Source organism: Deltaproteobacteria bacterium CG11_big_fil_rev_8_21_14_0_20_49_13 (assembly GCA_002796305.1).
In the GTDB taxonomy this organism is placed as follows: domain Bacteria; phylum UBA10199; class UBA10199.
Genome location: PCWZ01000072.1, coordinates 37308 through 50976 on the forward strand (window position 1 = coordinate 37308; position 13669 = coordinate 50976).

General features: G+C 49.9%; 11 protein-coding genes. 9 read left to right on the top strand and 2 right to left on the bottom strand.

Features of this window, described 5'->3' with window-relative positions:
* Positions 1–5 precede the first annotated feature (5 nt).
* Positions 6–3089 carry a hypothetical protein gene (locus COV46_06995; GenBank protein PIR16791.1) on the bottom strand — a complete coding sequence of 1028 codons (3084 nt, stop codon included), beginning with the start codon at positions 3087–3089 and terminating at the stop codon, positions 6–8.
* Positions 3090–3214: 125 nt separating this feature from the next.
* Here COV46_06995 and COV46_07000 point away from each other — a divergent pair, with 125 nt between their 5' ends.
* The 9 genes from COV46_07000 (at position 3215) to COV46_07040 (ending at position 12961) form a co-directional block, all read left to right on the top strand.
* Positions 3215–3763 (top strand): pyruvate synthase, encoded by a 549-nt coding sequence (locus COV46_07000; GenBank protein PIR16804.1) that lies wholly within the window; start codon positions 3215–3217, stop codon positions 3761–3763.
* Positions 3763–4068 (top strand): pyruvate ferredoxin oxidoreductase, encoded by a 306-nt coding sequence (gene porD / locus COV46_07005; GenBank protein ID PIR16792.1) that lies wholly within the window; start codon positions 3763–3765, stop codon positions 4066–4068. Before COV46_07000 ends, porD begins: the two co-directional genes overlap by 1 nt.
* The gene (gene porA / locus COV46_07010) at positions 4069–5244 is read left to right on the top strand and encodes a pyruvate ferredoxin oxidoreductase (protein PIR16793.1); all 1176 of its coding nucleotides are present in this window, start codon (positions 4069–4071) and stop codon (positions 5242–5244) included.
* 92 nt (positions 5245–5336) lie between these two features.
* Positions 5337–6272: a pyruvate ferredoxin oxidoreductase gene (locus COV46_07015; protein ID PIR16794.1), complete on the top strand. Its 936-nt coding sequence runs from the start codon at positions 5337–5339 to the stop codon at positions 6270–6272.
* Between the two features lie 67 nt (positions 6273–6339).
* The gene (locus tag COV46_07020) at positions 6340–6798 is read left to right on the top strand and encodes an NAD(P)H-dependent oxidoreductase subunit E (protein PIR16795.1); all 459 of its coding nucleotides are present in this window, start codon (positions 6340–6342) and stop codon (positions 6796–6798) included.
* Entirely contained in the window at positions 6795–8648 is a 1854-nt protein-coding gene (locus COV46_07025) for an NADH-quinone oxidoreductase subunit F (GenBank protein PIR16796.1), read from the top strand. The genes COV46_07020 and COV46_07025 overlap by 4 nt, the downstream gene beginning before the upstream one ends.
* A gap of 11 nt (positions 8649–8659) precedes the next feature.
* Positions 8660–9385, top strand: coding sequence for a (2Fe-2S)-binding protein (locus COV46_07030; protein PIR16797.1), 726 nt, complete (start codon positions 8660–8662; stop codon positions 9383–9385).
* A 274-nt stretch (positions 9386–9659) separates the two neighbouring features.
* Complete coding sequence (locus COV46_07035) at positions 9660–12323, top strand: methionine synthase (GenBank protein ID PIR16798.1); 2664 nt, start codon at positions 9660–9662, stop codon at positions 12321–12323.
* Positions 12320–12961, top strand: a complete 642-nt coding sequence (locus tag COV46_07040; protein ID PIR16799.1) for a hypothetical protein — start codon at positions 12320–12322, stop codon at positions 12959–12961. The genes COV46_07035 and COV46_07040 overlap by 4 nt, the downstream gene beginning before the upstream one ends.
* Before the next feature lie 35 nt (positions 12962–12996).
* Here the strand turns inward: COV46_07040 and COV46_07045 are convergent, their stop codons facing one another.
* On the bottom strand, positions 12997–13527 hold the full coding sequence (locus COV46_07045; GenBank protein ID PIR16800.1) for a hypothetical protein: 531 nt from the start codon (positions 13525–13527) through the stop codon (positions 12997–12999).
* Positions 13528–13669 lie beyond the last annotated feature (142 nt).

A 13669-nucleotide genomic window follows, 5' to 3' on the forward strand; every position in this document is an offset into this window, starting at 1 on the left:
AAAGATCAAGATGTCGGAGGTCGGATGTCAGAAGTCGGATCTTTGATTTCATATTTTTGATATCTGACGTCAGACTTCTGACCTCTGCCTTTATTCAAGCTGTTTTTCAACAGCCCTTTGCTGTCCAAATATGCTTCTATCCTTGTAACGGTCCCGGCATCGTTCGCATGCTCATCGAACTGGAGCGTCAGGTATGGTTTTTCGCCGGCCCATGTTGTAAAATGTTTGATGAACGAATCCGGTCCGCACTTAAAGTTAGTTATATATATCATGTGGAGATGTTTACGTTCCGCCACATATTTTGCCGCCGCTATTATTTTTTTGCCGTAGCCCCAGAACATGTTCTTGGTGATGCCGTCTATGTTCATTTCATCCAGAGGTAGAAAATCGAACGGGATCACGTTCATTCCGTAATAGTCCCTTAGTTTCTTGGGTGTGCTAAGGTTAGTTCCCGCATCATAGATGTTGTACGGACGGCCTATTATGACCAATGCAACGGCTCCGGCAGCCTCGATCATTTTTAAGGCGATGGCACCTGCCTCTTTGATCCTTCTTGCGTATTCACGCTGGGCGGAATAGGCGGCCTTTGCGGCATCGTCACTCTCTTTTCTAGATACGTTGAGATCCTTTGCCACCTTCCACATGCATTTAGATACGAACTCTTCGCCAAGTTCGAACTGAACGGTCGGGATGATGAACTTCACGTTGTTAAATTCCTTATGACCCTTCATTATAAAGGGAAGGGTCTGATGCCAGGGGCAGAGATAGGGGATTGGTGATCGGTCATCGGCGGTCGGTAATCGGTCAGAGCTTATAACGTTAGGCATGAATATGTGGTCGACGCCTTTTTTGAGAAGGTCTTTAATGTGTCCGTGAACGAGTTTTATCGGATAACAAGGCTCGGCGATAGAAAGTTCTGTACTGTCATGCGAGATGGTCTTGTTTGTTTCATCGCTGACGACCATCTTAAATCCGAGCGTCTCAAAATATGTGCGCCAGAACGGGAAGCGGTCGTAGAAGAACATGGCGCGGGGAATGCCTATTCGCGCGCTCGTACCATCGTGCTCTCTCGCGCTCGCAAAACCTAAAAGGATTTCTTCCCTTTTCTTGAACAGGTCGTCGACAACCGGAACGTTATCCGTGTGCGCCTTTTTGCGGAACTTTGAGGAACATTTATCTCCCCAATATGTCTTCTCTCCCTCGACGTTGAACTCCTGAATGTCACACGTGTTGGTGCAGGCGTTGCAGGCGAACTCGCGCATCGTGTAGTTGACCTTGGCGATGTCGAAACCCCTAAACCTCGTAATTCGTGACTCGTAACTTGCAACTTGTTTTTTTAAGTCACTAGTTACAAATAACGAGTCACGGGCCAGCAGGGCCGCGCCTATCGCGCCTATCACGCCATTATGCGGAGGGACCGTTATCGTCTTTCCTAGTATCTGCGAAAAAGCGGCGGCGACGGAGTCATTATAAGCGGTGCCACCTTGAAAGAATATGTGGTCTCCGACCTTTCTTCCGCGAACAACCCTGTTCAGATAATTTGTGGCGACCGAATACGCGAGTCCCGCAACTATATCCCTAATCTTATTTCCCTTTAATTGGTGGGTGTTGACATCTCTCTCCATGAATACCGTGCAGCGTTCACCTAAGGAGATCGGCGCTTCGGATGAAAGGGCGAGATTTGCGAACTCTTTTTTGATGTTCAGTCCCAGCTTTATGGCCTGTTCTTCAAGGAAGGAACCGGTGCCGGCGGCGCAGGCCTCGTTCATGGCGAAATCCGTTACTACGCCGTTCTCTATCTTTATATATTTTGCATCCTGGCCGCCTATCTCAAAGATAGTATCGACCTTTTCGCCGGTGAATTTTTCACAGATATGAATGGCACCCGTTTTGTGGGCGGTGATCTCGTCTTTGGCAACATCGGCGCCGACGAGCTCTCCTATGAGCTCTCTGCCGGAACCGGTAGTTCCTACTCCAACGATATTTATCTTGGCGCCTATCTCGTCCCTTATTCTGTGAAGACCCTCTCTTACAACTTCGATAGGTCGTGCCTTTGTATAGGTGTATATCTCCATCGCCATGTCGCCGTTCTTGTCTACAAGGACAAAATTGGTGGAGACGCTACCGATATCGATACCCAGATAGACGTCAACCTTGCCGTGATCGGGGAAGTTGTATGGTCTTACACAGTCACGGAGGAAGCGGACGTTCTTGGTGGAAAGGGGGGGCGTTGTGACGTTGCCGTCATTCTGGGCATTAGCGAAGAATCCCCCGGCAGTAACCGTATTATCTGAATTCTTCGGTCGTTTCACCCCCTCAGAACGGCATGTTAGCGAAAGCATCGCCGCGCCTAAAGCCCCGAAATATTCCGCACCCTCCGGAACGATGAGGTTTTTGTCATCCAGCGAAAATGTCTCTTTGACGGCCGATACAACGCCTTCATTCAATGCAAGGCCTCCAATAAAGATAACATTGGGTTCAACGCGCCTTCCTTTTACGATGGTCGCCTTGAAATTTCTTACAACGGCCATGCAAAGACCCCGTAGAACTTCGGGGGGTGAATATCCTTTTTGCTGGGCGTGGATCATGTCTGATTTTGCAAAGACCGAGCATCTTCCCGCCACCCTTGCCGAGCGCTCTGCCTTAAGGACCAAAGGTCCTACCTCTTCTACTTTATAATGAAGGCGCTCGGCCTGCTGGTCGATAAAAGAGCCGGTCCCGGCGGCGCAGTCGCCGTTTATCCCGTATTCAACTATCTTACCGTCTTTTAATCTTATGAACTTGCTCGTTTCCCCGCCCATCTCAAAAATGGTCCTGATATCGGGATAGAGCTTAATAATAACGGCAACGATCGCCTTAAATTCGTTAACACGTTGATATTTAAGGAGTTCTGCCCCAGTGCCGGTCACGGTGACCCCCGCCGGCTCCCCGAACGCCTTAGAAGCTTTTTCGATCAGATCTTCAGAAACATTAACCGGACGGCCAAATGTTCTCAGACCTTCTTTGTGCAGAATATTCCCAGATTCATCAAGCGCAACAAGCTTTACGCTTACAGAACCTATGTCTATGCCTAAATATGTTTTCTTCATGAGAGGGGGTGTTTTTAACCAAACGGTTAAGAAAAGTCAACCTACATCTGGGAACTTTTAAAATAGTCCTTGACGTTTTGAACCCCAGGGTAGATAAGTGCGCCGAAATTTTCTCCAACAAAACTATGCTAGAAGTCAGATTCCACGGTAGGGGCGGTCAGGGGGCTGTTACAAGTGCTGAACTTGTGGCCTTAGCCGCCATTGACAAGGGTAAGTACGCGCAATCTATGCCTTCTTTCGGTCCTGAGAGAAGAGGTGCGCCGGTTCAGGCGTACCTTCGAGTCTCCGATAAAGAGATCAGACTCCGTACCGAGATCGTAAATCCGGACGTTGTCGTCGTCCTAGACGGCGGCCTTTTAGAGGTCTTGGACGTATCGGCCGGGCTCAAAGAGGGGGGCCTCATCATCATCAATACCGTAAAGCCTGTCGCAGAACTTAGAAAAGAGTTCGGGTTCAAGTGCAAGCTTGCAACGGTGGATGCCAACAAGATCGCACGCGAGGTCCTTGGAGTTCCCATTACGAACACAACGATGATAGGCGGTCTTTTGAAGGTTACCGGTATCTTGGAACCCGAGGCGCTCAAGGCTCCTATCGAACATCGCTTCAACGCAAAGATCGCATCAAAAAACATCAAGGCCATGATCGAGGCCTATAAACTAACGGTGGTAGAATAATGACACAAATGACATGGAAAGGTTTGCCGCTTGGAAATATCGTCACTGAACCGGGCTCTGCCCGTAAATACAGGACCGGCGACTGGAGAAGTCAGCGCCCTATTTGGAACAAAGAAAAATGCATCAAGTGCGGCGCATGTTACATGTATTGCCCCGAAGGGGCCATCTCTATGGCGGTCGACGGTTATCCATATGTCGATCTTTTTTACTGCAAGGGTTGCGGGATCTGCGCGCGCGAATGCTGGACGGCGTGCTTTAAGATGATGCCCGAAGACGAAGCAAAAACGAAAGAAGGAAAGAAATAAATGGGAAAAAGAGTCGGAATGGAGGTCTCTCTTGCCGTTTCCGAGGCGGTAAAACATTCGAACACAGACGTTGTGGCGGCGTATCCTATCACCCCTCAAACGCATATCGTTGAAAGCCTTTCAGAGATAATCGCAGAAGGTCTTTTAGACGCCGAGTTCGTCTGCGTTGAATCCGAACACTCCGCGATGAGCGCATGCCTCGGTTCGTCGTCGGCAGGAGCACGCACCTTTACAGCGACGGCCGGACAAGGTCTGGAGCTGATGCACGAAGTGGTATATGTCGCCGCATCGATGAGACTTCCTATAGTCATGGCGGTAGCGAACAGAGCTCTTTCGGCGCCACTTTCGGTCTGGGGCGATCATTCGGACGTTATGGCCGTGAGGGATACCGGATGGATCCAGATATTCTGTGAGAACGGACAGGATGCGTATGATCTGACACTTTGGGCGTTCAAGTGCGCCGAAGACAGACGCGTACTTTTCCCGGTGATGGTCAATCTCGACGGTTTCCATCTGACCCACGTTGTTGAGCCGGTCTATATAGAAGACCAGGAAAAAGTCACGGCGTATCTTCCAAAGAACAACTATCCGTTGCCGCTTGATCCGAGAAAGCCTGTCACGATGGGAGCCTTCGGCCCTCCGTTCATCTACACGGAAGCGCGCAAGGCCCAGGTGATGGCGTTCGAGGAGACACTGCCTGTCATCAAGGAGACCCTTGCCGATTTTGGAAAGACCTTCGGAAGAAATTATAATTTGATCGAAAAATACAGGATGGACGACGCAGAGACGGCGCTTATTACAATGGGAAGCTTCTCTCAAACGGCAATGGAAGCGGTAGATCAGCTCCGCGCCGAAGGGGGAAAGGCGGGTCTTATAAGGATAAGGCTCTGGAGGCCTTTCCCGTTCGAAGATTTCAGGAACGCATGCAAGGGTGTTAAGACGCTCGCTATTCTTGACCGCGCGGTCTCATTTGGCGGACCCATTGGCCCCGTGGCAAGCGAAGTAAGGTCGGCCCTTTATCCAATGAAGGAAAGGCCTTTCATAGCAAGCTTTATCGGCGGTCTTGGCGGTCGCGATATATATCCTGAACAGTTCAAATATATGTTTACCCGTGCGATCGATCTCTGCAAAAAGGGCGAACATGTTGAATATGAAATGATAGGAGTAAGAGAGTGATAATGCCGCTCATGGTGAGCCTGTCGAACCAGGAACGTGATAATATAATATAAGGTCATCCTTCGACAGGCTCAGGATGAGCGAGAAAAGTTATGGATCTATCAGCATACGCTTCTAGGTTGGTCGAAGCCCCCGAGAAATTCACGCAGGGGCACAGGGGTTGCGTCGGATGCGGCGAGGTTCTTGCATTGCGCCACGTATTCAAGGCCGTAGGCAGGGACATAGTGGTGGTCAACGCCACAGGTTGCATGGAGATCATCGCCTCCGCGTTCCCCACGACCGCATGGGAAGTTCCGTGGATACACACCCTCTTCGAAAATACCGCCGCGGTCGCTTCAGGTGTTGAGGCCGCCTACAAGGCGATGAAGAGAAAGGGTCTTTATCCGAAAGATCAGCCGGTAAAGGTCATTGCGATAGGCGGTGACGGCGGAACAGCAGATATCGGACTACAGGCGCTTTCGGGCGCGCTCGAACGCGGACACGATTTCATGTATGTCTGCCTCGATAACGAGGCCTACATGAACACGGGCGTTCAGAGGTCAGGGGCCACTCCTTACGGTGCAACGACCACGACATCGCCCGCCGGCAAGACCATAGGTCAGGTGACATGGAAGAAAAATATGCCGGCGATAGCGGCGGCTCACGGCATCCCTTACGTTGCTACGGCTTCCCCCGCTTACATATTCGATCTTATGGAGAAGGTGAAAAAGGCGATGGCGGTAAAGGGTCCTTCCTACCTTCATATCTATTCTCCGTGTCCGACGGGATGGAGATGCGCGACCGACCTTTCGATAAGATACGCAAGGCTCGTTGTCGAGAGCGGAATATTCCCCCTCTACGAGGTCGTTAACGGAAAATATAAGCTCTCGATGGATATCGAGAACCTTCTTCCGGTTACAACGTACATGAAAGGGCAGGGGCGTTTCAGGCATTTAATCGAGAAGGACATTAATTATATACAGGAACGCGTGATCAAAGAGTGGGAGGAGTTAAAACAGAAGTGTAAACAGCCTTTATCCTTCGAGTGAGCGAAGCGAATCGAGAAGCCTGCCCTGAACATGTTGAATAGCTCTCGACTTCGCTCGAATAATACATATGCCAGATCTAAAAAAAGTGGACGAGATATTAAAGAAACATGGTAACGACGTGGGACAGCTGATAGGCATCCTGCAGGATGTGCAGGGGGAATTCAACTATCTTCCCAAGCATCCGCTGGAGCATGTTGCCCAGAAGCTGGGGATACCAGAGGCACAGGTGTACGGCGTCGCCACTTTCTTCAAGGCGTTCAGTCTTAAACCGCGCGGAAAGCATATCGTCCATGTATGCATGGGAACGGCTTGCCATGTTCGCGGGGCCAAGAAGATACTCGAGGAATGTGAACGCGACCTTCAGGTTGCCGCCGGCGGAACGACCAAGGATATGAAATTCACCTTGGAAACCGTCAACTGTCTTGGCGCATGTGCGCTGGGTCCGATAGTCGTTGTGGACGGAGAATATCATGGAAGAATAACGGTGGAAGGGACGAAGAAGGCCTTAAAGAAGGTGGCGGAATGACAACCCCAAGATTAAATTCAGAAGCTGATATAACAAAATGGCGCGAGTCTGTTCTTTCAAAGAGAGACCCCAAAAAGCCTACGATAATCGTCTGCGGCGGAACGGGTTGTATCGCCTACGGCTGCAAGAAAGTTGTCGAAAAGGTCAAGGAAGAGATCAAGACCCAGGGCCTTGAAGGAAATGTGAACTTAAAGGTCACCGGCTGTCACGGGTTTTGCGAAAAGGGTCCCCTAATGGCCATCAAGCCTAACGGGGTCTTCTATAAAAGGGTCCAGGTAGAGGATGTTGCAGAGGTTTTGACCGAGACGATAAAGAACGGAAAACCGGTCGAACGCCTGCTTTACGAAGATCAGAACAATCAAAAGGTCCTGTCGGAAGATAAAATACCGTTCTACGCGCTTCAGAACAGGCGTGTGTTCGGTTCCAATATAGAGCTCGATCCCACTTCTATCGAAGATTATGTTGCAATTGAAGGTTACACCGCCCTTGCCAAGGCGTTAAAGATGAAGCCCGAAGATGTTATTAACGAAGTGAAGAAAAGCGGGCTTCGCGGTTGCGGTGGCGGCGGATTTGCCACCGGTAGAAAATGGGAGAGCTGCCGTAACGCCAAGGGCGATCCCAGATATGTGATATGCAACGCCGATGAAGGTGACCCCGGGGCTTATATGGACAGGTCGCTGCTCGAAGGGAACCCGCACCGTGTTATTGAAGGGATGATAATAGGAGCCCATGCGATCGGTTCGCATGATGGTTTCATCTATGTCAGGAACGAATATCCGCTGGCGGTTAAACATGCTGAGATGGCCATTGAAGAGCTAAGAAAGGCAGGGATCCTGGGAAAGAATATCTTAGGTTCCGGTTTCGATTTTGATATAAAAATTTGCAGGGGCGGCGGGGCGTTCGTCTGTGGCGAATCTACGGCACTAATGGCATCCCTGGAGGGTAAGGTAGGGGAGCCGCGCGCGAAATATGTTCACACGGTAGATTCGGGTCTTTGGGGAAAACCTTCGAATCTTAACAACGTCGAGACATGGGCCAACGTCCCGTTCATCATAAATAAAGGGGCCGAATGGTTCTCATCGATCGGTACAAAAGGGAGCAAGGGCACAAAGATATTCTCGCTCGTCGGAAAGATAAATAACACAGGACTCGTTGAAGTGCCCATGGGGATGAGCCTTCGCAAGATAATATTCGAGATAGGCGGCGGAATTCCGGGCGGTAAGAAGTTCAAGGCGGTGCAGACAGGCGGTCCGTCGGGCGGATGTATCCCCGAGGCGCAACTCGATCTGCCGGTTGATTTTGACGAACTCTCAAAGGTTGGCTCAATGATGGGTTCCGGCGGCATGATAGTGATGGACGAAGATAACTGCATGGTGGAGGTCGCCCGCTATTTCACGGACTTCCTTGTTGATGAATCTTGCGGTAAATGCGTTCCGTGCCGCGAAGGTCTAAGACAGCTTTCAAGGATACTGAACCGTATCTGTGAAGGGAACGGCAGGGAAGAAGACCTTAACATGATAGAACAGCTTGCGGAGACCATCACGGACGCTTCCATCTGCGCATTGGGCGGAACGGCGGCGAACCCGGTCATGAGCACACTAAAATATTTCCGTCATGAGTACGAGGCGCACATTAAAGATAAGAAATGCCCGGCAAGGGTCTGCAAAAAGCTCATCACATACAGGGTGATCGAAGAGAACTGCACCGGCTGTACTCGCTGTGCGAGGGTATGTCCGGAGAAATGTATAAGCGGCAAGGCTAAAGAGGTCCATTTTATCGACGAGAAGAAGTGTATAAGGTGCGGCTTATGTCTCGATTCATGCAAGTTCAAGGCGATCGGGGTGAAATAACCGCTTAAATTATGGAAAATCTAATAACTATAAATATCGACGGTAAGGATGTTAAGGCGGAAAAAGGGAGCAACCTTCTTCCTGTTTTAAGTAAAATGGGGATATTCATCCCGACCCTCTGCACGCACGATCAGATAAAGCCTTACGGAGTTTGCAGGCTTTGCATAGTCGAGTGGGTAAGGGGAGAAGGCTGGACGAAGATTGTGACCTCCTGCAATTTTCCCGTGAAGGACGGCCAGAAGTTCCTGACCAATTCCGAAAAGGTCCGCCGCGAACGCCAGATGATAATGGAGCTGATACTTGCCCGTTCGTCGAACGTGCCAGAGGTGGTGGAGCTTGCCAAAAGGCTCGGCGTTACGGAACCCAGATTCCCAAAGGATGAAGAAGGATGCATACTCTGCGGCCTCTGCATCAAGGCGTGCGAAGAGGTGGTGGGCGTCTCTGCAATAGGTTTTCAGAGCAGAGGCCCCAATAGAAGCGTCGTTTCTCCGTTCGACGATGAGGCTCACCGCTGTATTGGCTGCGGCTCATGTGTCTATGTCTGTCCCACTAATTATATAAAGATGGAAGAGAAGGACCACGTTAGAAAGATACCCCTCTGGCATGTTGAGTTCAAGATGCAGAAGTGCAAGACCTGCGGACAGGATATCGCCCCCGAAAAACAGTTAAGATATATCAGAAGAAAAGCGGACCTTCCCGAGAACTTCTTTGATAACTGCCTTAACTGCAGGCCTTGATTTGTTTTGAGTAGCGCTCTTATTTTCAGCAGGTCTTTATTGTAAATTCCGCCACGAAAATCAGGGAAACACCACGGGAACGGCTGGAACGATCCTTTCTGATAGTCTATTATCATATAGGCATAGCATTCGTCGGTCAGCGCTATCTTGTGGCCTCCAAATTTTCCGGAAGCAAGGACCAATTTACAGTGATCGATATATCCGGCGTCTATATTGACCTTCGGCTTTAATCCCCGCCTTGCCATTATGGCTTTCACATGTTATATCCCGTGCAATGGATTTCTCTCATCTTTTGATATCCGGAAAGATCATCGTTTTTGATGGGGCGATGGGCACGGCCTTAGCTTCGCCAAGGAATGACAAATGTCCAAATGCCAATGAACGAACAAACTGCAATGAAGAGCTGAATCTAACCCATCCCGAAATTGTAAAAAGTGTTCACCTTGATTTTCTGAACGCGGGGGCACGGGTCATTGAAACAAACACCTTTGGCGCTAACCGCCTGGTGCTCGCCGAATACGGCCTAGAAGACAAGGTGAGCGAGATAAATCTGGCGGCGGCCAATATCGCCAGAGCAGCAATTAACGAGTCACTAATCACGAATAACGAGTCACGTTTTGTCTCCGGTTCCGTCGGTCCTACAAGTAAACTTCCGACCCTTGGCCATATTTCGTTCGATGAGATGGTAGTGATCTATAAAGAGCAGATATCGGCCCTTATTGAAGGCGGAGTTGACCTTCTGCAGATCGAAACCTGTCAGGATATCCTGCAGGCGAAAGCGGCGATCATCGCATGCAAAGAAGTAATAAGTCGATCTGTCATTAATGCCCATGATGACGTGCGAAATAAAATCCCGATTATCGTCACGCTTACCATCGAATCATCCGGCACCACGCTCCTGGGCACCGAAGTCGGAGCGGCCCTTGCCGCGCTCGAACCGCTTGGCATTTCAGCCTTTGGGCTTAATTGCGGCGGGGGACCCAAGCAGATGGAAGAGCACGTTAGATATTTATCTCAAAATTCGAGCGTTCCCATAGCCGTTCTTGCCAACGCCGGTCTTCCGGAAATAGTTAACGGTGTCGCCAGATACGATCTTTCGGCGGAGGAGTTCGGTAAATGGGCAGAGTACTACACTCGAGAACTGGGCGTTCAAATAGTAGGCGGGTGCTGCGGGACGACGTCGGAACATATTCGTTCGGTAGCGGATAAAATCACCCCCTCCCTTTGTAAGGGAGGGAAGGGGGAGGGAGACAACAGTTCAATTGTTCTACCAGCTCTAACTCCTCTCCCTCGACAAGGCTCGGGGCATGCTTACAAATGGGGAGAATATTTCTCATCACTTTACTCTCCAGTAGCCGTCGATCAGGAGCCAAGGCCGCTTATCGTTGGCGAGCGGATGAATATTAACGGTTCAAAAGAGTTCAGAGAACATATTTTAAAGGACGATTTTACCGCCGCCTCTCTCTTTGCCAAGCGTCAGGCGGGGACCGGAGCGCACGTTCTGGACCTTTCCGTTGCCTATGCCGGAAGGGACGAGGCACAAGATATTTCTGCAATGGCTTTGTCGCTCGCGGCATCATCCACTCTTCCTATAATGATCGATTCAACGAACCCCGAGGCGATAGAGGCGGCGCTTAAGAGGCTTCCCGGAAGGTCCGTGATCAATTCGATAAATCTGGAAGATGGAGGCAAAAAAGCGGTCATAATGATCAAGCTTGCCAAGAAATTCGGCGCAGGTCTTGTTGCGCTCACGATCGACGAAAAAGGAATGGCGCGAGACGCCGACACCAAGCTAAAGATCGCCAATAGGCTGATAAAGCTCTGCGAGGATCTAAATGCGCCGCTCTTTATAGACCTTCTTACGTTTACGCTTGCCGACCCTGAGGCGGCAAAGTTCGGGAGCGGTCATGAAACTCTTAAGGCGATAAAAAAACTCAAAACGATTTATTCTTCGGGCAAGCGAAGCGCGTCGAGAAGTCCGGTTCTGGGCCGGTCGAAGGGTTCTCGACTTCGCTCGAACGATAATGTTCGTAGCATCTTAGGTGTCAGCAACATTTCGTACGGCCTAAAGCCCGAGATGAGAAAGGTCTTAAACAGCGTCTTTCTTTTTGAGGCGGTAAAGGCCGGTCTTGATGCGGCCATCGTCCATGCAGGGCAGATACTCCCCATTCATAAAATAGATAAAAAGGCGCTGAACCTTGCGCAGGAACTTATCTTTTGTAAAAGGAAGGATGCTCTGCAGAAGTTCATAGGGCATTTTGAGGGGAAGAAAGAAGCGGGAAGCAGGAAACAAGAGAAGAGAATGTCTGATGAGGAGAGGTTGAAATATTCCGTTATCGACGGCGACAGGTTGGAGCTTGAGAAAATAATACCTACGATCATCAAGATATATCCGCCGACAGAGATAATAAGCAAGATCCTCCTTCCGGCAATGCGGACGGTCGGCGAAAAGTTCGGGAGAGGAGAGCTTGCCCTACCTTTCGTTCTCCAGTCGGCGGAGGTGATGAGGAGATCCGTTTCCTTGCTTGAGCCGTTTATGGACAGGACAAAGATGAAAGAGCAGGGGAAGATGGTCATTGCAACGGTAAGGGGCGACGTTCACGATATAGGCAAGAATCTTGTGGATATAATACTTACGAACAACGGCTTTAAAGTTGTGAACTTGGGTGTCAAACAGCCTATCGAGTCGATCATCATGGCCATAGAGACAGAGAAACCTCAGGCGGTTGGGCTTTCGGGGCTCCTTGTCCAGTCATGCCTCATAATGAAGGATGACCTTATCGAGCTCTCGCACCGGGGCATAACCATTCCTGTAATATGTGGCGGCGCGGCGCTAACCGGTAAATTCGTAGAGAACGAACTACAAAAGGCCTATAAGGGAAAAGTTTATTACGCAAAGGATGCTTTCGAAGGACTTAAAATAATGCAGTCACTATGAATCCTCCATTTTACGGTGTCAAAACAGTCAAAAGTATTCCGTTAGACGAGATCTTTCGGTTAATAGATACCCATGCCCTTTTTGTCGGGAGATGGCAGTTTAAAAGGACGAAGGGGACAGAAGAGGCCTATCAAAAGATAATAAAAGAGAAGGTGTGGCCAAAGTTCGAGGAGCTGAAGAAGAGTGTGAAGGATGATGGGATATTTGAGCCCAAGGTCAGTTACGGATATTTCAAGAGGTCCCAGATCCTCAACTTAGAACTTCGAACCTCGAACTCCGAACCTGTCCCTCTGCAACTCGTAACTATAGGGAGCAGAGTAGCAGAAAAATGCGCCGAACTTTTCAAGGCGGGCAAATATACCGACTATCTCTATCTTCACGGACTTGCTGTGGAGGTGACCGAGGCGCTGGCTGAATATTCGCACAGGAATATCTTAAGAGAGCTGAACATCCCGTTCGATGCCGAAAGACCGCTTCCCGCAATGGCAAGGATCAGTCCCGGCTATCATGTATGGCCATCCCTTGCCGACCAGAAAGAGATGGTTCGGTTATTGAATGCTGGGGAGATAGGCGTAGAACTTTCCGAGACCCTCCAGATGGTCCCGGAGTATTCCACCAGCGCGATGATTGTTCTTTAGGCGGAATCCATTTGTGGGTGGTGCCGTTTGAAAGGTTAATCGATAGCTGTGCCGGATTCGTATTTGGAGTAATACCCAAGCACTTTTGGCACAAAGTTTTGCGTCTGCCGGTAGGGAGGAATTCCGTTAAAGCGTTCAACGGCCCCTGGCCCTGCGTTATATGCGGCAATGGCCTTTTCGAGGTTTCCGTCGAACCGGTCAATGAGTAGCCTTAAATACTTTGAGCCGGCATGGATGTTCTCTACCGGGTCCGTCGGGTCCTTAACGTTCAAGGCCATGCTTGTTGAAAGGCTTAGTTGCATAAGGCCAATGGCCCCTTTATTGGATACGGCGTTGGGGTTAAAACCCGATTCAGCCCTTATGACGGCCGCGATGAGCGATGCCGGCAGGTTGTAGGTCTTGGCGGCCGCCTTAATAACCTCAAGATAGGAGTGGCTGTAGGCGGCAACCTTTCCCTTTTGAACCTTGACCTCATCAGCCCTCCTTAGAGTTGGTATCAGGATGACAAGGGCTACTAACAATATGAGCGCTAGTCGTCGCATAAAAGATTGAGATAGGCTATACATTCAGTCGTTTTTTGTCAACGTTTTCCCATTCAAGTGTTCCGTAACCGCTTAGCGAAGCTTGTTACCGGTCGGTCAAAACCGATAATTAGTGGTCACATCAAAAGCGATGATTATCTGATAGTCCAAGCGGTCTCACAAGGAG